Genomic DNA, 26,571 nt, shown 5'->3' on the forward strand with positions numbered 1-26,571 from the left:
CTTCAGCCTCTCAATTCTACGATCCGCGCCTTCACTTTATCGCGTTTATCGGCATAATCGGCCATTTTCGCCTTTTCTTCCTCGATGACTTTCGCCGGCGCTTTGGCAACGAAGCCTTCGTTGGCAAGCTTCTTCTCCACGCGCTGCACTTCGCCGTCCAAATGTTGAATTTCCTTCTCCAAACGGGCGATTTCCTGCGCGATATCGATCAGTCCGGCTAGCGGCAGATACATCTCGGCTCCGGTAACGATGGCCGTCATCGCTTTGTCCGGGGCATTCAGATCGAGGCTGATCGCAAGCTTCGACGTGCCGCAGAAGCGGATGATGAATTCTTCGTTGCGCACCAGAATCGCTGCCTCGTTCGGGCTCGACGGCTTGATTTGCAGCTCGATCTTCTTGCTCATCGGTACATTCACCTCGGCGCGGATGTTCCGTACCGAACGGATCATCTCCATGAGCAGCTCCATCTCGGCAACGGCATCCGGCGCTTCGAACGCCGCGTCATAGACTGGCCATGGCGCAAGCATGATCGTCTCGCCTTCGTGCGGAAGATGCTGCCATATTTCTTCGCTGATGAACGGCATGAACGGATGAATCAGCCGCTGCGTGCGGTCCAGCACGTAAGCAAGCACGGATTGCGTCGCGCGTTTCGCCTCGGCATCCTGACCGTTCAAGTTCAGCTTCGCGAACTCGATGTACCAGTCGCACAGGTCATCCCATATGAAATTGTACAGGACGCGGCCCGTCTCGCCGAAATCATAGCTGTCGATCAAACGCGTCGTATCTGCAACCGCTGCGTTCAAGCGATGCAGAATCCAACGGTCCGCGGTACCGAGGTTCACGTTGATGTCAATATCGGCCGCCGTCACGCCTTCCAGGTTCATCAGCGCGAACCGGGATGCGTTCCAAATTTTATTCGCGAAGTTGCGAGCCTGCTCGACGCGTTCCCAGCGGAAGCGAAGATCCTGACCCGGCGTGCTGCTCGTCGAAATCATATAGCGCATCGCATCGGCGCCGTATTTCTCGATCACCTCGAGCGGATCGACGCCGTTGCCGAGCGATTTGGACATTTTCTTGCCGTTCTCGTCGCGGACGAGACCATGCATAAGGACATCCTTGAACGGAATTTCATCCGTGAATTCGATGGCCGTGAAGATCATCCGGGCAACCCAGAAGTAAATGATATCGTAGCCCGTAACGAGTACGTTCGTCGGGTAGAAGCGCTTCAGATCTTCCGTCTCTTCCGGCCAGCCGAGCGTGGAGAACGGCCACAGTCCCGAGCTGAACCAGGTATCAAGCACGTCTTCGTCTTGGCGGAGCGATTCGCTTCCGCAGGCGGAGCAGGCCGATTGATCCTCGCGCGCGACGTGCATTGCTCCGCAGGCGTCGCAATACCAAGCCGGAATGCGGTGCCCCCACCAGAGTTGACGGGAAATACACCAGTCGCGAACGTTCTCGATCCACTGCAAATACGTTTTGTCGAAGCGGTCCGGAACGAAATTAACGCCCTTCCCGTTCTTCTGCGCGTCAATCGCGGCGTCGGCGAGAGGCTTCATATCGACGAACCATTGCGTCGACAGATACGGCTCAACGACCGCGCCGCTGCGTTCGCTGTGGCCGACTTGATGAACATGGTCCTCGATTTTGATGCATACGCCGCTGGCTTGCATATCGGCGACGATGCGTTTCCGGCAGTCCGCGCGGTCCATGCCATTGTACGGACCCGCTTCTTCGTTCATCGTGCCGCTCTCGTCCATGACGACGATTTGCGGCAGGCTGTGGCGCAGACCGACCTCGAAGTCGTTCGGGTCATGCGCCGGCGTGATTTTGACCGCGCCGGAACCGAACTCCTTCTCGACGTACTCATCCGCGATGATCGGAATTTCCCGGCCGATAATCGGCAGGACGATCATCTCGCCGATGAGATGCTTGTAGCGCTCGTCTTCCGGATGAACCGCAACGGCCGTATCGCCGAGCATCGTTTCCGGACGCGTGGTCGCGACCGTAATGAATCCCGAGCCGTTCTTCAGCGGATACTGCAGATGATACAAATGGCCGTTTACTTCTTTATGCTCAACCTCGATATCCGACAATGCCGTGCGGGCGGCCGGATCCCAGTTGATGATTTTTTTGCCGCGATAAATCAAGCCTTTCTCATATAACCGTACGAAAACTTCGCGAACGGCTTGGGAGAGACCTTCGTCCAGCGTGAAGCGTTCGCGCGAATAGTCCAGCGAGAAGCCCATTTTGGCCCATTGCTCGTGGATCGTCGCCGCGTAGCTGTCTTTCCACTCCCACACTTTCTCCAGGAACTTCTCGCGCCCCAAGTCGTAACGGGACTGACCTTCCTCACGCAGCTTCTGCTCCACCTTCGTCTGCGTCGCGATACCGGCATGGTCCGTACCCGGAAGCCAAAGCGTATCATAGCCCTGCATCCGCTTAGCGCGGATCAAAATATCCTGCAGCGTAAAGTCGAGGGCATGACCGATATGAAGCATGCCCGTAACGTTCGGCGGCGGAATAACGATCGTATACGTTTCGGCCGAAGGCCGTTTACCCGCTTCGAAAAATTTACCTTCCATCCAAAAAGGATACCATTTGGTTTCCGCGGCCTTCGGGTCATAAGTCGTCGGCATTTCAGTTAGGATTTGTTTCTGCGACATGTGTTTTCCTACCTCCATAATATGTCCTCACCCGTCTCTTGCGCGGATTCGCGCAACACAGGCGTAGATTCGCTAGTAAGTATGAGCCCTTCGACGTGCAGCGGGCGCAACATGCTCCCATCGTCGTAAATCGAAAAAAAAATAAACCTATCGCCCTTATAGCAAAGGACGAAAGGTTTGGGCTTCCGCGGTACCACCTTTGTTCCGAAACAGACGATTCCGTCCGTCCGGCAACTCATTCACAGATAACGGCTGCAGCCGGCCGCAACTACGCGAATGTCTTCGCTTCATTCCAGCAACTCCAGGGCGACCAGTCGCAGCATATTCCTGCAGAACCTCGCAGCGCAATCGGTTCCACTCTCTGAAGGTATTCCTGCCACTCTTCCCCATCAACGTCAGTATAAACATAATTATTGCCTTATTTTTTCTATCATACACGTTCTTATTTGCAAACGTCAATCCCAGGCGGACGTCAGCCTGCCTGATTACATAGCAAAAGCCTGCCGAGAGGCCTCTAAGAGGCTTCTGGCAGGCTTTAGAACAGCGATTCAAGGGATGTACAGGACTTGGCCCTCGCTGACGCTTTGATCGCTTAGCCGGTTGTAGAGCGCGATCTCCCGCGCCTGCAGCTGGTAGCGGCCCGCAATAAGGTCCAGCGTTTCTTCGCGCTGCACGATACAGATGCGCATCTTGCGGAACGCATGATCTTCGCTCGGACGAAGCAGGTTTTTCCACTCGATCTCATCTCCGGAGGTTTTGCGGCTCTGCGCGGCTTCGCGCTCCGCATGCTGCTCCGCGGCAGCTTTGGCCTCCTGCTCCCGCTTGCTGGACTGCAGGAGCGACCTGAAGCTGACATTGGTTGCGCCTTGCTGCGCCGCTTCATCCTCTGCCGGCTTGCCGGATAGCGCGACGCGAAGCTGTTTGCGCTCCGCATCGGTATCATGCTGCACCGTCACATCGCCGAACGACTGAACCGCTTCAGGCGCGGAGGGCGAGCGGAATGGAGATTCGATTTCCTGCTGAACGAAAGCGGACGGTATTGAAGGCGCCTCTTCCGGGACAGGCTCTTGCTGCCACGCCTGCGGCGGCGGAATATCCGCTTGAAACGCCGGCGATTCAGACGGCTGAGCGAATTGCTGGCGCTCGGCTGCTTGAGCCGCTTCGCGCTCTGCCTCTTCAGCCGCCTCTTGGCGTATCTCCTCTTGACGGGCAGCTTCTTGCAGAAATGCTTCCTGGCGGAATGCCTCTAGACGGACAGACTCTTGACGGGCAGCTTCCTGCCGCGCTATTTCCTGCTGGGCGACAGCCAGCAATTCCTGCTCCCTTGCCCTGGCAGCGCGGGCCAGCGCTTCACGCGCCTCTTCCGCCTCGGCTTGGGCAGCCAACGCGCGCTGCGCGTCCTGCTCCTCGGCTTCGCGGGATTGATCCGTCTGCCAGAACTGCGGCGGCTGCGCAAAAAACGGCTGCTCCTCCGAACGCTGCGCATCCAAGAATGACGGCGCTTCAAACTGTAGTTCCTCTTCTCGGCTGTGCACCACTGTATACGGTTCTTCCCGCTGCCAATCCGCCTGCGAACTCGTTTGTTCGATTTCGATGCCAAACAACGACAGCACGCCCGTGATATTGAGCGTTCTCGTGGACAGCACATCCACGTCGAAGTTGTCGATTTCCACAGAGATGTCGTCCAATCGGTGAATGCGGTTAAGCGGCAGCGTAATTTCGACCGGAATCCAATGCTCCAGCGACTGCTCCGACAGCGGCTGCTCCTCCGAACGATAAACTCCCGTCAGCAGAAGATGTCCTTTCAGTAGAACCTGCTCGTCTTGCTGTACAATGCCAATGCGCGGAACGAGCTCGATTTCATCCAGCTCGTCGATAGCCGCCACTTCATCAGGCAAATGAACCCGCTCGTAAATATCGAATCGCAAACCGTTTGACTGGCTTGGCACGCTAGTCGTCCTCCCTTCCCCTCTTCCAAAGCTTGGCTGCCGAATTGCGCAACCATAAGTAAGTATCAGGCCGCTCATACTCTGCTTATATTTCTATTGGAATGAAACCCGCAGCGCCGGCAAACAAGCGACAGGCGTTTCATCTTGCCTATTTAACTATATGGCAAGGGGGTGGAAGGCATGACTACGATTTTCACAGGGACGCGCAGCGGCGCCGGACTTCGGCGAACCAGGAGGGCTCAGGAGCCGTCAGCGTCATCTCGCTGCCGCTCCATGGATGGCGGAAGGTCAATTGCTCGCCTCGAAGCGCCTGATGGCGCAAAATCGCATCTCGTCCGCCGTACAACGTGTCGCCGACGAGCGGATGACCTAAGTAGCCCATATGGACGCGGATCTGATGGGTTCTTCCCGTTTCCAGCCATAGCCGGACGAGCGTGGCATCTCGATAGGTTTCGATGGTCTCGTAATGCGTGACCGCTTCGTCGCCTCCCGGAGCTACGATGCGCCTGGCACGGTGATGCCGGTCTTTCCCGATCGGCGCGATTACGCTGCCGCTCTTCCGCTTCAGTGCGCCATGGACGATGGCGGCATATTGCCTGCCTATTGTTTTGGCGCGCATCGCTTCGTCGAGTCGCAGCTGCGCCAATTCATTACGTGCATATAGAACAGGACCTGCCGTATCGTCATCCAGTCGGTGAATATGCTTGGCAGGCTGCGGATCTCCTTGAAGCAGGCCATGCCGAGCGGCCGCTTCGTCCAGCGTTCCTCGTTGGCCTGGCGCGGAAGGATGTACCGGCATGCCTGCCGGCTTGTTCATGACGAGGCACCAATCATCCTGAAATAGCGCCTCAGCCATAGGAGTATCTACAATAGTCGATGCGGAAGCACCTGAGGCTGCCGTCAATGGAGGCTTATCTTGCGCCATTCGGAATGCCGGGTCTTTGACGGGGTCGCCCGGCAGGAAATTTCGCAGCCGGATCCTTCCGTCCTCCAATTTAATGCCGCCTACCGAAAATAATCGATTCAACCATTTCTCCGGAAATAAACCAAGGGCCAGCAGCCAAATCCGCACATGATGCGGATGGCTCCCGGCCTCGATCGGAGAGACGGCTATGCCTGCGGCATGCGCGATACGAAGAAGGTCGGCCGCCGCGATCGACAGCCACTCTCCATTCCGCGCATAGGGCAGTGCTTGATGATCCATGATCATAATCACTCATCTCCCATATTTGGTAACGCGCTCTATCATTTACAGACGGCGAAGCGCCTCGTCATGCGCTTCGATCGTCGCATCGATGGCCGCTTCGTCGTGGATGCCCGATACGAACATGCCTTCGAATTGCGAAGGAGCGATGCTGATGCCCAGGTCGAGCATGGCGCCGAAGTAACCTTTGAACCGTTCCAGGTCAGCCGTCTTAGCCGTGTCGTAGTTGATGACATGCGTCTCGGTAAAGAACGGACAAACCATAGAGCCGACGCGGTTGATCGTGCTGGCAATGCCATGCTTCGAGGCATTGGCTTCGAAGCCGAGCTGCAGGCGAACGGACATCCGTTCCATCTGCTCGTACGTGTCCGGCGTCAGCAAGCTGAGCGTCGTATATCCCGCTGCCATCGCGAGCGGATTGCCGGACAGCGTGCCCGCTTGATAGATCGGACCGCTCGGCGCCATCATTTCCATAATCTCCCGTTTGCCGCCATAAGCGCCAACCGGCAACCCGCCGCCGATGACTTTGCCTAAGCAGGTCAGATCGGGCGTAATGCCGTACAGGCCTTGCGCGCAATGGAAGCCGACACGGAAGCCGGTCATGACTTCATCAAAGATTAGCAGGCTGCCGTACTGGTTCGTTACATCCCGCAAGCCTTGCAGGAAGCCAGGCAGCGGCGGAACGACGCCCATGTTGCCGGCAACAGGCTCGACGATGATACAAGCGATTTCCTCGCCGAATTGCTCGAACGCGTATTTTACGGCTTCCAAATCATTGTAAGGGACCGTAATCGTATGCGAAGCCACGCTTTCCGGCACGCCGGGACTGTCCGGCAGACCAAGCGTCGCGACGCCCGATCCGGCTTTGATCAGCAGGCTGTCGGCATGGCCGTGATACGAACCTTCGAATTTCAAAATCTTGCTGCGCTTCGTATAGCCGCGCGCCAGACGCAGCGCGCTCATCGTCGCTTCCGTGCCGGAATTCACCATGCGCACGACCTCGACGGAGGGTACGCGCGAGCAGACGAGCTCCGCCATGAGCGTCTCCAGTTCCGTCGGCGCGCCGAAGCTCGTGCCTTTCTCGGCCGTCTTCTTCACCGCTTCGATCACTTCAGGATGCGCGTGACCCATGATGAGCGGCCCCCAGGAAGCCACGTAATCGATGTAGCTGTTGCCGTCGATATCGTAGACGCGGTAGCCTTCGCCGCGTTCCATATAGACGGGAGTAAGGCCGACGGATTTGAAAGCGCGAACCGGGGAATTGACGCCTCCCGGGATGACCGTTTTCGCTTTCGCGAAGGCGGCTTTGGAGCGCTCGTCCGATCGTTTGCGATTAGTATCGATCATGGTTGGTTGACACCTGCCTGTCTATGTTAGTGGACATCCTATGCGTTATTTCCGAGTTTGCGTGCGGGTACGGTATGCTTCGTTATTCGCCCCGCAGCCAGCGTGCAGCATCCAGCGCATGGTACGTGATGATGACATCCGCGCCTGCGCGCTTCATGCCTGTCAACGTCTCCAGCACGATGGCTCGCTCGTCGATCCAGCCATTCGCCGCGGCTGCTTTCACCATGGAATATTCGGCACTTACATTGTAAGCAACAAGCGGCAGATCGTATTGTTCCTTCAACATACGGATGATGTCCATATACGCGAGCGCCGGCTTCACCATCAGCATGTCTGCGCCTTCGAGGACGTCGGATTCCGCTTCGCGCAGCGCTTCGCGGGCGTTCGCCGGATCCATCTGGTACGATTTGCGGTCGCCGAACTGCGGCGCCGATTGCGCGGCTTCTCGGAAAGGTCCGTAGAACGCCGACGCATATTTAACGGAATAGGACATGATCGGCACCATTTCGAAGCCAGCCGCATCCAGTCCCTCACGAATCGCGCCGACGAAACCGTCCATCATGTTCGACGGCGCGATGATATCGGCGCCCGCTTGCGCTTGCGAAACCGCCGTTTTGACAAGCAGCTCGAGCGATGAATCGTTGTCGACTTCGGCATTGCCGGTACGAGGGTCGCGGTGGATCATGCCGCAGTGGCCGTGATCCGTAAATTCGCACAAGCACGTATCCGCGACGACGAGAAGCTCCGGCGCCCATTCCTTGATCGCGCGCGTCGCTTGCTGGACGATGCCGTCCGCTTCGAACGCCGACGTTCCGACCGCGTCCTTGGTCTCCGGCAAGCCGAACAGCAGCACGGCTTTGACGCCGGAAGCGACGACGACATCGATTTCAGCCTTCAATCTGTCGAGCGACAGATGATATACGCCGGGCATCGAAGAGATTTCCACTTTCACGTTCGTGCCGTGCGTAACGAACAGCGGATAAATAAAATCGTCCACGCTCAGCTGCGTTTCGCGAACGATGCTGCGCATCGCGGCCGTTCTGCGCAAACGGCGGTGTCTTGTAATTGGGAATGCCATAAATCAAACGCCTCCTAGTTCAAATCGATGCGCCACGCGCGACTCGGCGATGGCTTCGACAAGTTTGTCGATCGTTGCATCCTCGGGTTGTATCGTCACGGTCAGGCCCGCCTCCACCGCGGTTTTGGCGGTCACTGGGCCGATGCAGGCAATGTCGATGCCGCTAAGCAGCGCTTGCGGATCCGTGATACCCATCCGGCGCAGCACCTCCAGCAGATTCGTCACCGTTGACGAGCTCGCGAAGGTAATGACATGCACGCCGCCGTTCTTCAGCAGTTCAAGCGTTTCTTCGTCTTGATCCTGCGCGATAATCGTTTCGTAAACATCGATTTCTACAGGCTCCAGCCCTTTGGCTCTTAGCTCGCGAGGCAGTACTTCCCTCGCCAGATCGCCTCTAGGCAGCAGCACGCGCTGCCCGGGCTCCAGTTGATCCGCCAAGCTCTCCAGCAGATCTTCCGCCTGAAACTTCACCGGAAGCACGTCGGCGATGACGCCCCGCTTCTCCAGCGCTTCCGCCGTCTTGGGACCGACGGCCGCAACTCGAGCGCGATGGAACTGACGAATATCGATGCGCAGCTTCTTCAGCCAATCGAAGAAGTATTCGACGCCGTTCACGCTTGTGAACATCAGCCAGTCGTATTCGCCGGCTTGCTCAAACGCGGATTGAATGTCCGCGGTGGCCGCAGGCTCCGATACCGGACGCGTCTCGATGACCGGGAACTCGCACGCCTCGCCGCCCATTTCTTCGATCTGCTCGCTAAGGTCGCTGCTCTGCGCTCTAGCCCGCGTGACGAGTACGCGCGTGCCGAACAGCGGCTTGCGCTCGTACCAATTCAGCTTCTCGCGCTGCAGCACGACATCGCCGACGACGATGACCGCGGGCGGCTTGAAATTCGCTGCCTGCACGATCGCTTCGATCGTTTCGAGCGTGCCCGTCACCGTGCGCTGCTCAACCCGCGTCCCCCAGCGTACAAGCGCTACCGGCGTATCGGCAGGCTTGCCGTGCTTGATGAGCTGCTCCGCGATATAGCCGATCTTCGCCACGCCCATCAGAAAAACAAGCGTGCCCGTGGCCAACGTAACTTTGTCCCAGTGAATCGAATAATCAAGCTTATCCGGACTTTCGTGCCCGGTAATGATGGATAAGGAAGAGGCCAGATCCCGGTGCGTCACCGGAATGCCCGCATAGGCCGGAACGGCAATGGCGGACGTAATCCCCGGAACGATGTCGAATTCGATATTATTATTCACCAACAGCTCGGCTTCTTCGCCAACGCGGCCGAATATCGTCGGATCGCCGCCCTTGAGCCGCGTAACGATCTTCCCTTGCAGCGCCAAATCGACAAGCAGCTGATTGATATCCTCCTGCTTCATCGTATGGCGGTCAGGCAGCTTGCCTACATAGATCTTCTCCGCTTCCGGCTTCAAATAACGCAGCAACCGCGGACTTGCCAATCTATCGTACACGATGACGTCGCAAGCACGGATGCACTCCATGCCACGAAGGGTGATCAGTTTCGGATCGCCAGGACCCGCTCCTACCAAATAGACCTTCCCTTTGCTTTTCCCCGTTAGCAAGTCGATCATCCTCTCACTTCCGCCAATATGCGGTCCGCTCCCTTGGCTTTCAAGCGATTGGCGGCTTCAATGCCCAGCGCTTCCGGATCCTGTCCGCGAACCGTTTCTTTCAACAGGACCGTTCCGTCCGCCGAACCGACAATGCCCGTAAGCTCGATGACCGGCGCTTCTTCGCCGCTTGCGAAGAGCTTGGCGTGGGCGCCGATCGGAATTTGACAGCCGCCGTTCAAGGCGCCGAGGAAGCTGCGTTCCGCGGCAACCGTCAGTGCGGTATCTGCATCATTAAGCAATGACAAAAGGTGACGCACGTCGGCGTCATCCTGGCGGCATTCGATGCCTAGCGCGCCTTGTCCAACAGCTGGCACACAAACGTCTTCGGATAGGAACGATGAAATCTTCTCGTCCCAGCCCATGCGGTGAATGCCGGCAGCCGCCAGCACGATCGCGTCGAAGCCTTCGGCCTCCAGCTTCTTAATGCGCGAATCGATATTGCCCCGAACCGACTCGATCTTCAGATCCGGGCGGACGTTCAGCAGCTGGCTGGAGCGGCGCAGGCTGCTCGTTCCCACCTTCGCGCCCTGCGGAAGCTCCTCGAAGGCGATGCCGCCGGCCGTAATCAGGCAGTCACGCGGATCCACGCGCTTCGGCACCGCCCCGTTCATCAGCCCTTCCGGCAGCTCGTACGGCATGTCCTTCATGCTGTGAACCGCGAGATCGATTTCGCCGTCGAACAGCGCCTGCTCGATTTCTTTGACGAACAATCCTTTGCCGCCGACCTTGGACAGCGTCACGTCGAGAATACGGTCTCCCTTGGTTACGATCTTGCGAATTTCAAATGTATACGGCAGGCCGTGCTTCTCGCTCAGCGCCTTTAATTGATTGATGACTTGTCCGGTTTGCGTAAGCGCCAGCGCGCTCTGTCTCGTTCCAACGACGATAACTCTCTGTCCGTCTACGATATAAGTCATGATTCTATCGTCCCCTCTCGGCCGCTTGAAGCAGCTTGGTCATCCATTGTTCGATATCGAAATTCGCTTGGCCAGAGGGTGTACCTCTGCCGAAGTCGTTCTTCGCTTGGTTATCATCTTCCGGGAGTTCCTCGGCCGCCATGCGCAACACTGCAGCTCGAAGCTCAGGATCCGCGACTTCAGCCAGTACTCGCTTTCGCAGCGCGTGCAGCCGCTTCAGAAACGGCTCGTAAGCTTGTCCATATTGCGCGGCAAGCCGTCGTCTCAGCAGCGCGGTCAACGCGGGACTTGCGCCGCCCGTCGTTAATGCGATCACTAACTCGCCCCGTCTCACGACGGAAGGCGTAATGAAGCTGCCCGCTTCCCCAAGATCCGCCGTATTGACCAAAATGCCCTGACTCTCCGCATAGACGGCAATCCCGCTGTTCAGCAGCCGGTCGTTCGTGGCTGCGATCAGCAGGAATGCGCCTTCGCTATCTTTATCTTTGTATTCCCTTCGCCGAAGCGCGATACACCCGGACGCCGCAAGCTCTTCGAGCTTCGGCGTCAGTCGGGGAGCAACGACGATGAGTTCATCGGCTCCGCCCTCAAGGAGCGCGATCGTCTTGCGCTCGGCAACCGCTCCGCCGCCGACGACGACGCATCGCTTGCCGGATAATCTCACCATGATCGGATAATACGCCGACATTGCCGTTCCTCCCCGCATCGTCTCCTTATGCGCCGCCGCGAAGCTTCACGATTCAGGACCATCCGTGAAAATTGGAAGCCTGGTTGGTGAATACGTTCAGCAGCAGCACCGCGTAGCTGATCAGATTATAACGCGCGAACTTCAAGCCCGTGCCATCGAACCACTGATGCTTCGTCACGTTCCAAATGTATAAGCCAAGCGCAACGAAGGACACGATGACCTTCCAGTCCAGCAGCAGCCCGTAGCGTCCTTCGATGAGGATGGACGTAACGGCTACGGCCAGGGAGAGCATAAGCAGAGGCGTGCCGACCAACGATACCCGAAACATGAACCGATCCGCCGCATCCAGACTCGGAAGCCGCTGCATCCGCTTCGTCCACTGCTTGCCTTTCAGCCGCGCGAACAGGAACAGATACATCCCGGAGAAGATCGCGCTGATCGTAAATGCGGTATACGCAAGAATCATGAGCGCGATGTGCACGATCAGCATGTCGTGGGCCAGCTCCCATCTCGCGAGCGAGGCACCTGAGCCGATGCGGAACAAATTGACGGTCAATACCGCAAAACCAATCACGTTAACGAAGAATACGATGAATTCCATTCGAAAAAAACGGCTCATCACTAATGAAATCGTGATCAGCAGCCAAGAGAAAATGAGCAGGTATTCGAATAAGGTCATCAGTGTCATATCCAAATGGGAAATGATGCGATGAACCAGAAATCCAGTTTGCAGCACCCACACGAAAATAAGCAGCCCTGTGCCCACTTGCTTCGCTTGCCGGTTTCGATCGACGAAATCCGAGAAGTAAAACAGGAGGCTCAGGGCGTAGACATACAGTATTCCATCATAGAACCAATTATGAGTAACCATAGCCGCCTCCGCTACCCGCCAGGCCGATTTAGGTCAAAATGGCAGGAACCGCGCCTGTTCTAAGCTTCGGCGCTGACTCCGCTGATGACGACGATTCCGCGCGCGCTGAAGGCTTCGCAGACACCGCCTTCTGTTCGGCCCGCTCGACTTCTTCTTCAAGCGCGAATAATTTCACAAACATATCCATCGCCTGATCCGCATTCTTCTCACCGGACATTTCTTTTATCCGCACAATGGGATCACTCATCATTTGATTCACGATGCTCTTCGTCAGCTTATGGATGATCTTGAGCTCACGGTCGCTTAAGTCAGGCAGCTTGTTAGCCAGGCTGCCCATCGTTTCCGCATGAATGGCAGCGCCTTTCGTCTGCAGCGCTTGAATCAGCGGCGCTACGCCAAGCGTCTTGTACCATTGACGGTAAGCTTCGAGCTCCGCCGCGATGAACGTTTCGATCTTCGCCGCTTCTTGCCGGCGTTGTTCCATATTGCTCTCGACGATTCCTTCGAGATCATCGATATCGTACAGAAATACGTTCTGCACGGAAGCGATCGCAGGATCCAAATCCCGCGGTACCGCGATATCGATCATGAACAGCGGGCGCGATTTCCGTTTGCGCATGGCTGCTTCTACCTGTTCCCGTACGAGCACGAAGCCTTCGGAGCCTGTGGAACTGATGACGATATCCGTTTCGTGCAGACGCGCAATTGCTTCCGTCATGTTCAGCGGCGTGCCATTGAATTTATCCGCGAGCTGAACCGCACGGTCATAGGTCCGGTTTACGACGAAAACGCGCTCTACGCCGCTGGCATAGAGGTGCTTCGCCGTCAGCTCGCTCATTTTGCCGGCGCCGACGATCATGACCGTCTTGCCGCCGAACTGGCCGAAAATCCGTTTGCCCAGTTCTACGGCCGCATAGCTGACCGACACCGCTGCTTCGCCGACTGCCGTATCGGAATGGGCTCTCTTCGCAAGCGTGACCGCTTGTTTGAAGATGGAGTTGAACAGCGTCCCGGTCGTCTTCTGCTCTTGCGCCAGCAAAAATGCGCTCTTCACTTGTCCGAGAATTTGCGTCTCGCCGATGACCATGGAGTCCAGACCGCAAGTTACGCGGAACAAGTGCTCGATTGCCCGTTCGTCTTCATACATATATAGATCCGAGGTAAACTGCTGTCTCGGCGTTCCGAACCATTTCTCCATAAAGCTGCGAATGTAGTGTCCGCACAGATGCGGGCGGTCAACTACCGCATAAAGCTCCGTACGGTTACAGGTCGCTACAATGACACATTCCATTATGCTTTTGGTTTGTTTGAGCTGCTTCAATGCCTCGGGCAAATCCCGATCGGCGAATGTAAAGCGTTCCCTAACCTCAACCGGAGCCGTACGATAATTCAGTCCGACAACGATAATGTGCATGTGCGTTCACCTGCCCTTCATCTTGATTTCCATCACTTAGTATAGCACAGTTCGACAAGCCGTACCCCTGCAATTATGAAAATTGTTTGAAATCACGTCATCCGTTTTCATTGCTTTTCAAGGCATAAAACAAGCTGTTTCCAGGTATGTAAAATGACTGTATCAGAGCATACAAAAAGGCCGCGGACGTACCCGCGACCTCCATTGATTCTATAAAAATGCTACACAAGCTCGACTTGCTTCATATCTGCTTCTACAACTTGCAGTTCTCCCATGCCGCGGACAAGCTTCTTGGCATGCATCATTTTCGGCTTCAAAACAGACATCATGTAGTCGATCGCAAGTTGCGGATCCACTGTTTCTCCACATGTATAACAATCAAGAGCAGCGAAACCTCTCTCAGGATACGTGTGAATGGAAAGATGACTTTCAGACAGCAGTACGAGCACAGTTGCGCCTTGTGGCTCAAATTGTTGGGCTTGCACAGAGAGTACGGTAGCGCCGCAAGCTTCAGCCGCCTCTACCATTTGGGCTTGTAAAAATTCCGCGTTGTTGAGTAGGTCGAAATCTACACCCCAAGTATCAACAGCAACGTGTCTTCCGAAAGTTGAATATTCCATCTCTCGGTTCCCCCTTCCTAGGAATAAAATGTTTAGTAATTTCATCCGCTAGGACCTACGTCATTCACTGCCCGAGGGACTTTCCTCTCGCAACATTACCATGTCCTGAGTGAATCCTGGTTCCTAATATTCATTGCAACGAAAATAAAAATACCATCTATTGCGGAGAAATGCAATAGTTTTTTTTGGGCACTATGTTTGGAGAAGAAACCGCAAACTCCAATTATAAGCGTATGTCGGCAGGACGGTTTCTGTGTTCGTCCCAATCCGCGGAAAAATAAAAAAGCCGCATCGAATGCGGCTCTTCAAAAATGTCTGAGGCTATCGTCCGCTCATGCTTCCAGCATGAACAGCTGCCTGGTATAAGATGCTAAACGTTCATCGATAATGGCGGTCTGCGATAAGTCGCTGCATTGGTTGCGAAGATCAAGCAGCTGATCGATCGCGCCCTGTACGACTTTGATTTCGTTCTCGACGTCCATGATATGAAAAGCCGCTTCCAGCTGGCCGATCGTATCCTTGAACTCGAAGATCACCCTCGCTTCATTGTTTTTGTTTTCAACAATTTTGCGAACATTGCCTTGAACATAATGGTACGTCATTGTGTAATTCGGATAAATGCGATTTACGATTGCATCGCCCCTGAACGCCGCTACTGCTTTGCGCATCGCATTCGTCAGTTTGGGATGCATGATCCGGCAGGAAAGCAAACTAACATACTCGTCTTGCTGACGCTCGAAAGTTAAGCGGACCTCTTCTCGTCCTGCGTCGTCCTCGAGAACCATCTCGTGATTGCCGTTATCCAGTACCCGCACTTGCAGCTTGATATGCTGGTCTTCGAAAAACCGGACAAATCCCGCCATCTCTTCAGCCGTTAATTGCAGAGAAGCATTGACATACTCGGTGGCTATCCGCTGAGCCATAAAAATCTCCTCAATTCTTTAAAGTAACGCGTTTGTAAAACCACTGCTTACGTATATTATACCCGATCGAGGTCTTTTATTCCTGCCGCCCAGCCGCGATATTCTCGCATATTTCTGAATAATTAAGGAGATTTCACAATGAGTCCGTGCTTATATGCGTTATCCTCGCTATTCGATTGAAACTTCTTCGGTTTCTTCCGCTTCTTCGCTTGTTTCCGCGATTACCTCGTCAATAATGGCCCACAGCTCATCGCGGCCAAGGCCTGTCTCGGACGAGAACAGAACATGACGATCTTCGGGATGGAAGCCAAGCTCCGTCTTGATCATCTTCACCTGCTTCGGCCACTGACTCTTCGGCACCTTGTCGGCCTTCGTGGTCACGACGCATACCGGAATCTCGTAATGCTTCAGCCAATCGTACATCAGGATGTCGTCCTTGGACGGCGAATGCCGGATATCGACGATCAGCAGCACCATCCGCAGCGGATCGCGGTCGCCGAGGAACGTTTCGATCATCGTCCCGAATTGCGCGCGCTGGACCTTGGACACCTTCGCATAGCCGTATCCCGGAAAATCGACCAAGTAGACGCGTTCGTTCACGCGGTAATAATTCAATTGCTGCGTCTTGCCCGGCTGCGCGCTCGTGCGAGCCAAGCCCTTGCGCATGATCATTTTGTTGATCAGCGAGGACTTTCCGACATTGGAACGCCCTGCCAGAGCAAACTCTGGCAAGGCATCCACTGGATATTGATCGGGCCTTACGGCGCTGATCACAAATTCTACGTTCGTAATTTTCACGTTTAAGCAACCTGCTTTCTAATGCGTTTCTACCGGTGCCTGCGCTTCGTTGGCCGTCAGGGCATGCTGGAGGACTTCATCCATCGTGCCGACCGGCACGAATTCCATGTCAGCCTTCACGCTGTCCGGAATATCGCGAAGATCGCGTTCGTTATCCTTCGGCAGCAGCACCTTCTTGATGCCGGCCCGATGAGCGGCAAGCGATTTCTCTTTCAATCCGCCGATCGGCAGCACGCGGCCCCTTAGCGTAATCTCGCCGGTCATGGCGACTTCTTTGTTCACGTAACGGTTCGTGAGCGCCGAGATGAGCGCTGTCGCCATCGTGATGCCCGCCGAAGGTCCGTCTTTGGGAATGGCGCCTTCGGGAATATGGATGTGGATATCGTTCTTCTCGTGGAACTGAGGGTCGATGCCAAGCTCGTTCGCCCGCGACCGCGTATAACTGAAGGCAGCCTGCGCGGATTCCTTCATGACATCGCCCAGCTGGCCCGTCAAGGTCAGCTTGCCGCTGCCCGGAAGCACGGTCACTTCGATGACGAGCGTATCGCCGCCGACCTCCGTCCACGCAAGGCCGGTTACGGCGCCGACCTGATTCTCCACTTCAGCCGTGCCGTAGCGGAACTTGGCAGGTCCAAGCCATTCCTTCACTTTCGCGGAATCGACTTCGATCTCGTTCGTATTCTCGTCGGTGACGATCGCCCTTGCCGCCTTGCGGCAGATCGCCGCGATTTGCTGTTCCAAATTACGCACGCCGGATTCACGGGTATATTCGCGGATGACTTGCAGCAGGCTGCTTTCGGCCAACCGCATTTGATTCTCCTCGAGTCCATGCTCCTTCTTCTGCTTCGGCAGCAAATATCGGGAAGCGATTTGGAGCTTCTCCAGTTCCGTGTAGCCCGGAATATAGAGCACTTCCATCCGATCCAGCAAAGGTCGCGGAATGTTGTGGATGGCATTCGCAGTCGTGATGAACATGACTTTCGACAGGTCAAACGGCACCTCGATAAAGTGATCGCTGAACGTGTTGTTCTGCTCCGGATCGAGTACCTCAAGCAACGCCGAAGCCGGGTCGCCGCGGAAGTCCATCGCCATCTTGTCGATCTCATCGAGCAGGAACACCGGATTGAGCGAGCCGGCCGTCTTCATGCCTTGAATGACGCGGCCAGGCATTGCGCCGACATACGTGCGGCGGTGACCGCGGATTTCGGCTTCATCGCGCACGCCGCCGAGCGAGATGCGGACGAATTGGCGGCCAAGCGACTTCGCGATCGAACGCGCCATGGACGTTTTACCGACGCCCGGAGGTCCGACAAGGCAGAGAATCGGTCCCTTCAGCTTCTTCACGAGCTGTTGGACGGCCAAATATTCGAGAACGCGCTCCTTCGGTTTCTCGAGGCCGTAATGATCCTCATTCAGGATGCCCTCGGCCTTGTTGACGTCAAGGTCATCCTCGGTTTGTTTGTTCCAAGGTAAAGAGAGTAACCAATCGATATAATTGCGAATGACCCCGCCTTCGGCAGACGTGGAAGGCATCTTCTCAAGCCGGTCGATTTCCTTCTCGACCTTCTCCCTGACTTTCTCCGGGATGCCCGACTCGGCCATTTGGGTGCGAAGCTCTTCCACCTCGCCTGCTCGTCCTTCCTTCTCTCCGAGCTCCTTTTGAATGGCTTTCATTTGCTCGCGCAAATAGTATTCCTTCTGGGTCTTCTCCATCTGCTTCTTGACGCGCTGACCGATCTTGCGCTCAAGCTCGAGCACTTCGCGCTCATTGTTGAGGATGTCGAGCAGACGCTCCAGACGCTGCCGCACATCGATCGTCTCCAGGATATCCTGCTTATCCTTGATCTTAAGCGACAGATGACTGGAGATGACATCCGCGAGACGACCAGGCTCATCGATATCGGAGACAGCGGCAAGCGTCTCCGGCGTTACTTTCTTCGACAAATTAATGTAATGCTCGAACTGATTCAGTACGGTTCGCATCAATGCGTCGATCTCCGGGTCCGTCGTTTCAGACTCCGGCAGCTCCCGAATCGAGACTTCATAGAATTCATCGGTCGGCAGATAATCGACGATCTCGGCACGAACGACGCCTTCGACGAGCACGCGAATCGTGCCGTTCGGCAATTTCAGCATTTGCCTGACTCTCGCCACGGTTCCGATCCGATAAATATCTTCCTGGGACGGTTCCTCGATGTTCACTTCCGATTGCGAGCAAAGCAAGATCATGTGATCGTCCAGCATGGCGCGGTCAAGCGCGCGCACGGATTTCTCGCGTCCTACATCCAAATGCAATACCATACTTGGATATACAAGAAGCCCCCGTAAGGGCAACAGGGGCAATCGACGACCTTTCCATTTAGCAGGTCCCATTCCAGCACCTCCGTCGTTGAAGTTTTCCGTTCACCTATCGTGACCGAAAACTTCGGCCTTAAGTCTTAAAGCCTTTCTCCATTTTATCACTCAACGGAATCCGCCTGCAAATAGGGCAGACTTGTCGCGATAAAAACGTCGGCAGACTGGATTGGCGCCGGCGCCGGCGCATCCATATATTCCGCTCCGAACACATGGCGGAATACTTCCTCGACATGATCCACCGGAATAACCTGCACGCCTTGCAGATCGGCAAAAATCGCCTGCCAATTCTCCCGCGGAATAATAACGGTATCCGCTCCCGCCTGGAATGCAGCTTCAACCTTGGCCAACACGCCTCCGACAGGCTTCACGTTGCCGTGGATGCCCATCTCCCCGGTCATGGCCAGCTTGTTGTTGATCACTTCGCCTTTAATGGCGGATGCGATTGCCGTAGCCATGGCGATCCCCGCAGAAGGTCCATCAATCGGCGTGCCGCCCGGGAAATTAATGTGCAAATCGTAATTTTCCGGCTTCATGCCCATCCGTCTCAGCACGGTAAGCACGTTCTCGATGGAGCCCTTCGCCATGCTTTTGCGCCGGAGCGTCCGGCTGCTGCCGCCGCCGAGCTCCTCTTCGTCCACGACGCCGGTAATGGTGTAGACACCTTTCCCCGGACGCGCAACGATGGCGCTGACTTCGATTTCAAGCAGCGTACCCATATTAGGACCATAAACAGCCAGCCCGTTTACGAAACCAACCTGCGGCGCGGAAGGTACTTTTCGATCCGGACGCGGAGGGATTTGGCTGCTGTTCACAACCCACTCCACATCGGCAGCGGTGATGAATTCACGCTTCTCCGAAAGCGCCAAACCTGCGGCAAGCTGAATCACATTGACCGCTTCGCGGCCGTTCGTGGCGTAACGCGTCACGACGTCGATCGCCTCCTGGGACGGTGGCAGACCGATCTTCTTCAGTGCATTGACGGCAATTTGCGATATCTCGTCCGGCAGCAGCGGGCGGAAATAGATTTCCATGCAACGCGAGCGAAGCGCGGGCGGCAGTTCCTGGGGCGACCGCGTCGTTGCGCCTACAAGCCTGAAATCCGCAGGAAGCCCGTTTTGAAAAATATCGTGTATATACATCGGAATGTTGGTGTCTTCCGAATTGTAGTACGCGCTCTCCAGGTACACCTTGCGGTCTTCCAGTACTTTTAACAATTTATTCATCTGAATGGGATGCAATTCGCCAATCTCATCAATAAACAGCATGCCGCCATGCGCTTTCGTCACGGCGCCCGGCTTCGGCTGCGGAATACCCGCTACGCCCATCGCTCCGGCACCTTGATAAATCGGATCGTGCACGGAGCCGATGAGCGGATCCGCGATGCCGCGCTCGTCGAACCGGGCGGTCGTCGCATCGATCTCCGTGAACTTCGCATCCGCAAGAAACGGCGATGTGGGGTTCTTCTTGGCCTCTTCCAGCACGACGCGGGCAGCAGCGGTCTTGCCGACGCCCGGCGGGCCGTAAATAATGACATGCTGTGGATTCGTGCTGCAAAGCGCCGCCTTAAGAGCGCGGAGCCCGTCGCGTTGGCCGACGATGTCATTGATCGTCTGCGGCCGCGTCTTCTCCGACAACGGCTTCGTAAGCGAGACGGAACGCAGCTTGCGAAGCTTATCCATTTCCTTGCGGGACTCCCGGTCGACTGCCGTCCGGTTCGTCTTCTGATTGCGCAGTAAATTCCAAAAATACAGACCGATCACGATCGCGAAAAACACCTGGATAAACATTAGAACCACGCTTAAACTCATTTGCGTTACTCCTCTCGTCACGGAAAGCGAAGCGCTCTGCTGCTCTTCCCGCACCTAAAAAAATCCGGCCTCACAGGGCGTATACTTTTCAGTATTGCCCCCGGCCGGATGGAATAATCGCACTATTCGACTAAAGTTTGAATGCCTTGGTTATGCAGTTACATGCGGACCAGGTTGATGCTTGCGCCCGGGAATTTCGCCGGTTTCCTCGAAAACGCGCACGATCTCGTCGATTTCTTTCTTAAGCTCGGAAAGCAGCTCGGCTTCCGGTACTTTACGAATCATCTCTCCGTAACGGAACAGCATGCCTTCCCCGCGCGCGCCTGCAATGCCGATGTCCGCTTCACGCGCTTCACCGGGACCGTTCACCGCGCAGCCCAGTACCGACACCTTGATCGGCACCTTGATCTTGCTGATGTAGTCCTCGACCTCGTTGGCAATCGAGAACAGGTCAATATCAAGCCGGCCGCAAGTCGGGCAGGAGACGAGAGTTGCCGCGTTCGTGATCAGACCGAACGTCTTGAGCAGCTCGCGCGCGACTTTGACTTCCTCCACCGGATCTGCGCTCAAGCTGATGCGGACCGTATTGCCGATCCCCATCGCAAGCAGCGCGCCGATGCCGGCCGAACTCTTGATTGTGCCGGTATGCAGCGTCCCCGCTTCCGTGATTCCAAGATGAAGCGGATAGCGGATCACTTCCGCCGCCATGCGGTACGCTTCGATCGCCATCGGTACGTCGGAAGCTTTGAGCGACACGATAATATCGTGGAAATCCAACTCTTCCAGAATACCGATATGGAACAAGGCGCTCTCTACCATTGCTTCAGGCGTCGGGTAGCCGTACTTCTCAAGCAGATGGTTTTCAAGCGAACCCGCATTGACGCCGATCCGAATCGGAATATTGTGTTCCTTGCAGGCTTTTACGACCGCTTCGACTTTCTCGCGGCGTCCGATATTGCCCGGGTTGATCCGCACCTTATCCACGCCGTTCTCGATCGCGGCCAAAGCAAGCCGATAATCGAAATGGATATCCGCCACGAGCGGGATATGAATCCGCTTCTTGATTTCTTTAATGGCTTCCGCCGCTTCCTTATTGTTCACGGTGACGCGGACAATTTGGCAGCCGGCTTCTTCGAGCCGCAGAATTTCGGCAACGGTCGCTTCTACGTCGGCCGTCTTGGTCGTGCACATGCTCTGGATAATGACCTCGTCGCTGCCGCCGATTGTCAGCGGACCAACCTTTACCGGAACGGTATCCTTGCGCAAATACATGATCTAACCTCTCCCATGAACGTCAAAGTCCACCCCTACCAACCGCACGATTGAAGCAGCGGCAGGCAGAGGTGGAAACATTTGAAGTGTTATTTAGTGGATCAGGCGCTCTCTTCCTTCTTCTTGCCTTTCTTGGAAACAAGCTCCGGCATGATTCGGTCCTGAACGACCTTCTCCGTGATGAGGCAGCTGCTGACGTCGTCGCGCGACGGCACCTCGTACATCACGTCAAGCATCAAGCCTTCAATGATGGCACGCAGACCGCGCGCCCCCGTATTCCGCTTGATCGCTTCTTTGGCGATGGCTTCAAGTGCCGCCATTTCGAACTCCAGCTTCACGTTGTCCATCTCGAGCAGCTTCTGATACTGCTTCACGAGCGCGTTCTTAGGCTCGGAGAGGATACGAACAAGCGCGCTTTCATCAAGCGGCTCCAGCGTGGAGATGACCGGCAGACGGCCGACGAACTCAGGAATAAGCCCGAATTTGAGCAAATCTTCAGGAAGCACCATCGACAGGTATTCGCCCGCCTTCAGATCCTTCTGGCCGTCGCCCGCCGTGTTAAAGCCGATGACTTTTTTGCCGATCCGGCGTTTGATCAACTGCTCCAAGCCGTCGAATGCCCCGCCGCAAATGAACAGGATATTCGTTGTATCGATTTGGATAAATTCTTGGTGCGGATGCTTGCGTCCGCCTTGCGGCGGTACGGATGCAACCGTGCCCTCCAAGATTTTGAGCAATGCTTGCTGAACGCCTTCGCCGGAAACGTCGCGCGTAATCGACGGATTCTCGGATTTGCGAGCCACTTTATCGATCTCATCGATGTAGATAATGCCGCGTTCGGCTTTCTCCACATCATAATCGGCCGCTTGGATCAGCTTCAGCAAAATATTCTCGACGTCTTCGCCGACATAGCCCGCTTCGGTAAGCGAAGTGGCGTCCGCGATCGCGAAAGGCACGTTAAGAATCTTTGCCATCGTTTGCGCCAGCAGCGTTTTACCGGAGCCTGTCGGTCCTACGAGCAAGATATTGCTCTTCTGAAGCTCGACATCCTCCAGTTTGTTCTGCGAATTCACGCGTTTGTAGTGGTTGTAAACCGCTACGGAAAGCGATTTTTTCGCTTGCTCTTGCCCGATGACATATTGATCCAAAATATTGCGGATATCGCGCGGTTTCGGAATGTCCTTCAGATCAAGCTCTTCTTCGTGCCCGAGCTCTTCCTCGACGATTTCCGTGCACAGTTCGATACATTCATCGCATATATAAACGCCCGGTCCGGCAACAAGTTTGCGCACTTGATCCTGCGATTTGCCGCAGAACGAGCATTTCAATTGGCCCTTCTCGTCATTGAATTTAAACATGAGTTTTCACCCCTTCTTGTTGGTTCGCCTGTATTTATAGGGACTTCGCTTAGAGGGACGTGACAACTTTATCGATCAAGCCGTAGTTTAATGCTTCTTCGGCACTCATGAAGTTGTCGCGGTCCGTGTCGCGGTCGATGCGCTCGTAAGGCTGCCCAGTACGGTCGGACAAAATTTGGTTCAGCTTCTTCTTCGTCTTCAGGATCCAGTCTGCGTGGATCGCAATATCGGAAGCCTGGCCACGAACGCCGCCAAGCGGCTGGTGAATCATCACTTCGCTGTTCGGAAGCGCGAAGCGTTTGCCTTTAGCGCCCGCCGTCAAAAGCAGCGAACCCATGCTTGCAGCCAGGCCGACGCAAATGGTCGAGACATCCGGCTTAATGAACTGCATCGTATCGAAAATACCCATTCCTGCAGTTACGGAACCGCCCGGTGAGTTAATGTACAGATGAATGTCCTTCTCCGGATCATCGGCGGCCAGGAACAACAGCTGAGCGATGACGGCATTGGCTACATCGTCGTCGATCGCACTTCCTAGAAAAATTATCCGATCCTTCAAAAGACGGGAGTAGATATCGTAAGAACGCTCTCCCCGATTCGTTTGCTCAACGACCATTGGTATCAGATTCATGCGACCAACCTTCTTTCGTTATCGACTTGTAAATCACACTTATTCTAACATGTTCCGAATGCAATGTCATTTTTCTGAATACTACATTATACGATACGGGCAAAGACATATGTACGTGACTGTTCCCTACCTGGCAATAAGAATTCAAAACGCCGTCATTTAGGCGGCGCGGCATGCCGATATCGAAGCCTGCCTGAATTCTGAAAACTTCGGTGAGGATAAAATAAGGCACGTGGGTACGTGCCTTATCCATAAATTTACGTTAGATTGAGTTAAGCGACAACGGAAGCTGTTTTGCTGTTGTCGAGCAGGAACTTGATCGTTTTGCGAAGCACAAGGTCTTCTTTGATGTTATCCAAGTTGCCGTTGGATTCGAAAATCGAACGCAGCTCTTCAGCAGGACGGCTGTATTGCTTGGACAGGTTCTCAAGCTCTTCGCTCAGATCCTCATCGTTAACGACGATGCCTTCGTTCTTCGCGATTTGCTCCAGAACCAGGTTGTTGCGAACGCGTTTCTCTGCGTCACCGCGCATTTGACCGCGCAGGGCAGCTTCGTCTTGACCGGAGAACTGGTAGTACAGGTCAAGGTTCATGCCTTGCATCTTCAGACGGTTCTCGAAGTCGCGAAGCATGAAGGAAGTTTCGGAATCGATCATCGCTTCAGGGATGTCGATGACAGCAGCTTCAGCCGCTTTCTCTACGACAGCCGCTTCGCGTGCGGATTCGTTTTCTTTCGATTTGCGTTCAGCCAGCTTCGCTTGCAGATCTTGCTTGTACTCTTCGAGCGTATCGAACTCGCTTACGTCTTTCGCGAACTCGTCGTCAAGCGCCGGAAGGTTTTTGCGTTTGATTTCATGAACTTTCACTTTGAAGACAGCAAGCTTGCCAGCAAGGTGCTCGGCTTGGTAGTTCTCAGGGAACGTTACTTCAACGTCCTTGAAGTCGCCCGTTTGCATGCCTACGACTTGCTCTTCGAAGCCCGGGATGAACGAGCCGGAACCCAGCTCCAGGGAATGACGCTCGCTTTTGCCGCCTTCGAATGCTTCGCCGTCAACATAGCCGTCGAAATCGATAACCGCGATGTCGCCGCTTTCCGCTGCGCCTTCTTCAAGGACAGTCAGTTCAGCGTGACGCTGCTGTAGACGGTTAAGTTCTGCCGCGACTTCCTCTTCCGTTACTTCAGCTTCTGCTGCAGGAACTTCAAGGCCTTTGTACTCGCCAAGCTCAACTTCAGGTTTAACCGTTACTTTAGCGGTGTACTTGAACGTTTCGCCTTTAGCGAATTGCTCTACATCGATCTCAGGACGGTCAACAGGGAATACGCCCGTTTCTTTCAGTGCTGCCGAATAAGTATCAGGAAGCAGGATGTCGATTGCGTCTTGGTACAGGCTTTCGATGCCGAAACGCGCTTCGAAAATGCTCCGCGGTACTTTGCCTTTACGGAAACCAGGCACGTTTACTTTCTGAACGACCTTCTTAAATGCTTTGTCGATCGCTTCATTAACTTGTCCTGCCTCAACTTCTACGTTGATCGAGACAAGATTCTTGTCTATTTTTTCCCAAGTTGCTGTCATGTTATGCTTTCCCCTCCAAATTAAATAACGCTTCTGCGTCAGATCTTACCCGTAATAAACCATTCTAGTATAATCAACATTCCACCGAATATCAAGACTTGTCCCCGCCATCTTCTAGACGAAATTGCACGATTTGGCGTAAAGAGCGGCAAGCCTGCTCATATCTGAAGCGAAGGGCATCCGTAATCCCGTATGTATCGCGGACATCGTCGTCATTTACGCGCCCGTAAAGCGACAATTCCAATACTTGGTGAAGCGCGGCCGAATAGCAGTCGACTGTATCATCTTCGTCATTCAGAAGACGGATATAGGCGGACGTGCCGTAAATGCACTGCAGGCATTCTTTCCACAATTCCCGGGCGAAATGCGGCAGCGATGCCTCGATAACTTCCGTTACCGATTCGACCCGTTCCACGACTCTCGCCGCCACCAAAGGAAAATCGTCCTCGGAAAGCGGGGTAGCCTCGATCTCCAGCTCGACATGCTCGCCCAGCCTCGTCAGCTCGACCGTGCCGGATGCGCCGCGTTTCTTCAAACATTGCAGTGCCTTGAACTGCAACTGCGGATGCAGTTCAGTCCCTGTCAGCCAAGCCAGGATGACCTCATCGACGCCCGGATAGGTTAAGTAGGCCGCTCGTTCCAGCGCCAACAGCTGTTGGTCGGCGACAGGATGGTGCTGCATGATATAGAGCACCTGTTGGACATAGTCCTCGTCATGCTCGGCAGGACTAAGCGCTTGTTCGCGCAAGGCTGCTTCATTGTCATCGTCTTCTTCTATGTATGGTGCCGTAGAACTCCCGTTGCCCGATTTGTCGTAAGTAGGGAAAGCGACGTCGAGCCAAGTCAACAAATTGCTCCACTCGTCGTAATGCCGCTTCTCTTCTCCTTGACAGTTAAGCAGAAAGCGCAGCAAGTCTTTGGCTTCGCCATACTGCTCCGACTCGAGCAGCCGGGTTAACTGGTTCTGATATTGGTCCAGCATGCTGGGGAATAAATAGACGTTCTCTCTATTGTCATCTTGGGATGAATTGGACGTTGTAATAGAATCACCGCCTTGTTTGCCGTGCTCCTGCCGGCCTGTTGTTCGGATAGAGTTCGATTATAACACTCCCTGCCGTTCATTTCCATTTTGGCCGAAGCGGTATTTTTTGAAACAGGCGGATTGGTTTGCGTGCCAAGCCAAAGCTTGGCATGCAGCATTCCGCTCGCGGATTGGTTTGCGTGCCAAGCCAAAGCGGAAGCAGCATGTTCCACGTCTTAGCTAGGGCAAAAATAAAATGAATTTTATGGTTGCAATATCACTATTCGCATGCTATGATACTTCCTACGTGTCCCAGTAGCTCAGTTGGATAGAGCACACGCCTTCTAAGCGTGTTGTCGGGGGTTCGAATCCCTCCTGGGACGCCATTCACACTTCCAGGACACGATAGCAAGCCTATATAGAAAGCCTCGTAATCCCAGCAGTATCA

Annotated in this window: 20 protein-coding genes, 1 tRNA gene and 1 other annotated feature; of the genes, 1 reads left to right on the plus strand and 20 read right to left on the minus strand. The window is 54.9% G+C overall.

What is annotated here, in order from left to right:
* Positions 1-2 precede the first annotated feature (2 nt).
* The 20 genes from AC0YNU_RS04055 to AC0YNU_RS04150 all read right to left on the minus strand — a co-directional run bounded on the left by AC0YNU_RS04055 (position 3) and on the right by AC0YNU_RS04150 (position 26,084).
* A complete protein-coding gene (locus AC0YNU_RS04055) occupies positions 3-2,663 on the minus strand; it encodes a valine--tRNA ligase (RefSeq protein WP_475753362.1) in 2,661 nt (886 codons plus the stop codon).
* 161 nt (positions 2,664-2,824) lie between these two features.
* Positions 2,825-3,065, minus strand: a binding site (T-box leader).
* Between the two features lie 146 nt (positions 3,066-3,211).
* A complete protein-coding gene (locus AC0YNU_RS04060; RefSeq protein ID WP_475753364.1) occupies positions 3,212-4,612 on the minus strand; it encodes a LysM peptidoglycan-binding domain-containing protein in 1,401 nt (466 codons plus the stop codon).
* 193 nt (positions 4,613-4,805) lie between these two features.
* Positions 4,806-5,822 (minus strand): RluA family pseudouridine synthase, encoded by a 1,017-nt coding sequence (locus AC0YNU_RS04065; protein WP_475753366.1) that lies wholly within the window; start codon positions 5,820-5,822, stop codon positions 4,806-4,808.
* Positions 5,823-5,861: 39 nt separating this feature from the next.
* Positions 5,862-7,163 (minus strand): glutamate-1-semialdehyde 2,1-aminomutase, encoded by a 1,302-nt coding sequence (gene hemL, locus AC0YNU_RS04070; protein ID WP_475753368.1) that lies wholly within the window; start codon positions 7,161-7,163, stop codon positions 5,862-5,864.
* Positions 7,164-7,245: 82 nt separating this feature from the next.
* Entirely contained in the window at positions 7,246-8,241 is a 996-nt protein-coding gene (hemB, locus tag AC0YNU_RS04075) for a porphobilinogen synthase (protein WP_475753370.1), read from the minus strand.
* 3 nt (positions 8,242-8,244) lie between these two features.
* Positions 8,245-9,828 (minus strand): uroporphyrinogen-III C-methyltransferase, encoded by a 1,584-nt coding sequence (gene cobA, locus AC0YNU_RS04080; protein ID WP_475753372.1) that lies wholly within the window; start codon positions 9,826-9,828, stop codon positions 8,245-8,247.
* Positions 9,825-10,787 (minus strand): hydroxymethylbilane synthase, encoded by a 963-nt coding sequence (gene hemC / locus AC0YNU_RS04085; RefSeq protein ID WP_475753374.1) that lies wholly within the window; start codon positions 10,785-10,787, stop codon positions 9,825-9,827. The genes cobA and hemC overlap by 4 nt, the downstream gene beginning before the upstream one ends.
* Positions 10,788-10,791: 4 nt before the next feature.
* Positions 10,792-11,475, minus strand: a complete 684-nt coding sequence (locus AC0YNU_RS04090; RefSeq protein ID WP_475753376.1) for a precorrin-2 dehydrogenase/sirohydrochlorin ferrochelatase family protein — start codon at positions 11,473-11,475, stop codon at positions 10,792-10,794.
* Positions 11,476-11,527: 52 nt separating this feature from the next.
* Entirely contained in the window at positions 11,528-12,346 is an 819-nt protein-coding gene (locus tag AC0YNU_RS04095) for a cytochrome C assembly family protein (protein ID WP_475753379.1), read from the minus strand.
* 28 nt (positions 12,347-12,374) lie between these two features.
* Complete coding sequence (gene hemA, locus AC0YNU_RS04100; protein WP_475753381.1) at positions 12,375-13,760, minus strand: glutamyl-tRNA reductase; 1,386 nt, start codon at positions 13,758-13,760, stop codon at positions 12,375-12,377.
* Between the two features lie 221 nt (positions 13,761-13,981).
* Positions 13,982-14,380, minus strand: a complete 399-nt coding sequence (gene speD, locus AC0YNU_RS04105) for an adenosylmethionine decarboxylase (RefSeq protein WP_161694013.1) — start codon at positions 14,378-14,380, stop codon at positions 13,982-13,984.
* A gap of 332 nt (positions 14,381-14,712) precedes the next feature.
* Entirely contained in the window at positions 14,713-15,303 is a 591-nt protein-coding gene (locus AC0YNU_RS04110; protein ID WP_475753384.1) for a non-ribosomal peptide synthetase module, read from the minus strand.
* Positions 15,304-15,471: 168 nt separating this feature from the next.
* Positions 15,472-16,101: a ribosome biogenesis GTP-binding protein YihA/YsxC gene (yihA, locus tag AC0YNU_RS04115; protein ID WP_475753386.1), complete on the minus strand. Its 630-nt coding sequence runs from the start codon at positions 16,099-16,101 to the stop codon at positions 15,472-15,474.
* A gap of 18 nt (positions 16,102-16,119) precedes the next feature.
* The gene (gene lon, locus AC0YNU_RS04120; RefSeq protein WP_475753388.1) at positions 16,120-18,474 is read right to left on the minus strand and encodes an endopeptidase La; all 2,355 of its coding nucleotides are present in this window, start codon (positions 18,472-18,474) and stop codon (positions 16,120-16,122) included.
* Positions 18,475-18,560: 86 nt separating this feature from the next.
* Positions 18,561-20,267 (minus strand): ATP-dependent protease LonB, encoded by a 1,707-nt coding sequence (gene lonB, locus AC0YNU_RS04125; RefSeq protein WP_475753390.1) that lies wholly within the window; start codon positions 20,265-20,267, stop codon positions 18,561-18,563.
* Between the two features lie 150 nt (positions 20,268-20,417).
* On the minus strand, positions 20,418-21,539 hold the full coding sequence (gene ispG, locus AC0YNU_RS04130; RefSeq protein WP_475753392.1) for a flavodoxin-dependent (E)-4-hydroxy-3-methylbut-2-enyl-diphosphate synthase: 1,122 nt from the start codon (positions 21,537-21,539) through the stop codon (positions 20,418-20,420).
* Between the two features lie 101 nt (positions 21,540-21,640).
* Complete coding sequence (gene clpX / locus AC0YNU_RS04135) at positions 21,641-22,897, minus strand: ATP-dependent protease ATP-binding subunit ClpX (RefSeq protein WP_475753395.1); 1,257 nt, start codon at positions 22,895-22,897, stop codon at positions 21,641-21,643.
* 49 nt (positions 22,898-22,946) lie between these two features.
* On the minus strand, positions 22,947-23,528 hold the full coding sequence (gene clpP, locus AC0YNU_RS04140) for an ATP-dependent Clp endopeptidase proteolytic subunit ClpP (protein WP_475753397.1): 582 nt from the start codon (positions 23,526-23,528) through the stop codon (positions 22,947-22,949).
* 272 nt (positions 23,529-23,800) lie between these two features.
* Entirely contained in the window at positions 23,801-25,102 is a 1,302-nt protein-coding gene (tig, locus tag AC0YNU_RS04145) for a trigger factor (RefSeq protein ID WP_475753399.1), read from the minus strand.
* Between the two features lie 91 nt (positions 25,103-25,193).
* Positions 25,194-26,084 carry a hypothetical protein gene (locus AC0YNU_RS04150; protein WP_475753401.1) on the minus strand — a complete coding sequence of 297 codons (891 nt, stop codon included), beginning with the start codon at positions 26,082-26,084 and terminating at the stop codon, positions 25,194-25,196.
* A 348-nt stretch (positions 26,085-26,432) separates the two neighbouring features.
* On the opposite strand from AC0YNU_RS04150, the gene AC0YNU_RS04155 reads away from it, so the two are divergent.
* Positions 26,433-26,509 (plus strand) — tRNA-Arg (locus tag AC0YNU_RS04155).
* Positions 26,510-26,571: the final 62 nt, after the last annotated feature.

It is taken from the genome of Paenibacillus sp. J31P316, from assembly GCF_056269105.1.

Excerpts from the sequence above, each read along its gene's own strand:
- AC0YNU_RS04055 (WP_475753362.1), bottom strand. The coding sequence starts at position 2,663 with ATGTCGCAGAAACAAATCCTAACTGAAATGCCGACGACTTATGACCCG.
- AC0YNU_RS04065 (WP_475753366.1), bottom strand. The coding sequence starts at position 5,822 with ATGATCATGGATCATCAAGCACTGCCCTATGCGCGGAATGGAGAGTGG.
- hemL (WP_475753368.1), bottom strand. The coding sequence starts at position 7,163 with ATGATCGATACTAATCGCAAACGATCGGACGAGCGCTCCAAAGCCGCC.
- hemB (WP_475753370.1), bottom strand. The coding sequence starts at position 8,241 with ATGGCATTCCCAATTACAAGACACCGCCGTTTGCGCAGAACGGCCGCG.
- cobA (WP_475753372.1), bottom strand. The coding sequence starts at position 9,828 with ATGATCGACTTGCTAACGGGGAAAAGCAAAGGGAAGGTCTATTTGGTA.
- hemC (WP_475753374.1), bottom strand. The coding sequence starts at position 10,787 with ATGACTTATATCGTAGACGGACAGAGAGTTATCGTCGTTGGAACGAGA.
- AC0YNU_RS04090 (WP_475753376.1), bottom strand. The coding sequence starts at position 11,475 with ATGTCGGCGTATTATCCGATCATGGTGAGATTATCCGGCAAGCGATGC.
- AC0YNU_RS04095 (WP_475753379.1), bottom strand. The coding sequence starts at position 12,346 with ATGGTTACTCATAATTGGTTCTATGATGGAATACTGTATGTCTACGCC.
- hemA (WP_475753381.1), bottom strand. The coding sequence starts at position 13,760 with ATGCACATTATCGTTGTCGGACTGAATTATCGTACGGCTCCGGTTGAG.
- speD (WP_161694013.1), bottom strand. The coding sequence starts at position 14,380 with ATGGAATATTCAACTTTCGGAAGACACGTTGCTGTTGATACTTGGGGT.
- AC0YNU_RS04110 (WP_475753384.1), bottom strand. The coding sequence starts at position 15,303 with ATGGCTCAGCGGATAGCCACCGAGTATGTCAATGCTTCTCTGCAATTA.
- lon (WP_475753388.1), bottom strand. The coding sequence starts at position 18,474 with ATGGGACCTGCTAAATGGAAAGGTCGTCGATTGCCCCTGTTGCCCTTA.
- lonB (WP_475753390.1), bottom strand. The coding sequence starts at position 20,267 with ATGAGTTTAAGCGTGGTTCTAATGTTTATCCAGGTGTTTTTCGCGATC.
- ispG (WP_475753392.1), bottom strand. The coding sequence starts at position 21,539 with ATGTATTTGCGCAAGGATACCGTTCCGGTAAAGGTTGGTCCGCTGACA.
- clpX (WP_475753395.1), bottom strand. The coding sequence starts at position 22,897 with ATGTTTAAATTCAATGACGAGAAGGGCCAATTGAAATGCTCGTTCTGC.
- clpP (WP_475753397.1), bottom strand. The coding sequence starts at position 23,528 with ATGAATCTGATACCAATGGTCGTTGAGCAAACGAATCGGGGAGAGCGT.
- tig (WP_475753399.1), bottom strand. The coding sequence starts at position 25,102 with ATGACAGCAACTTGGGAAAAAATAGACAAGAATCTTGTCTCGATCAAC.
- AC0YNU_RS04150 (WP_475753401.1), bottom strand. The coding sequence starts at position 26,084 with ATGCTGGACCAATATCAGAACCAGTTAACCCGGCTGCTCGAGTCGGAG.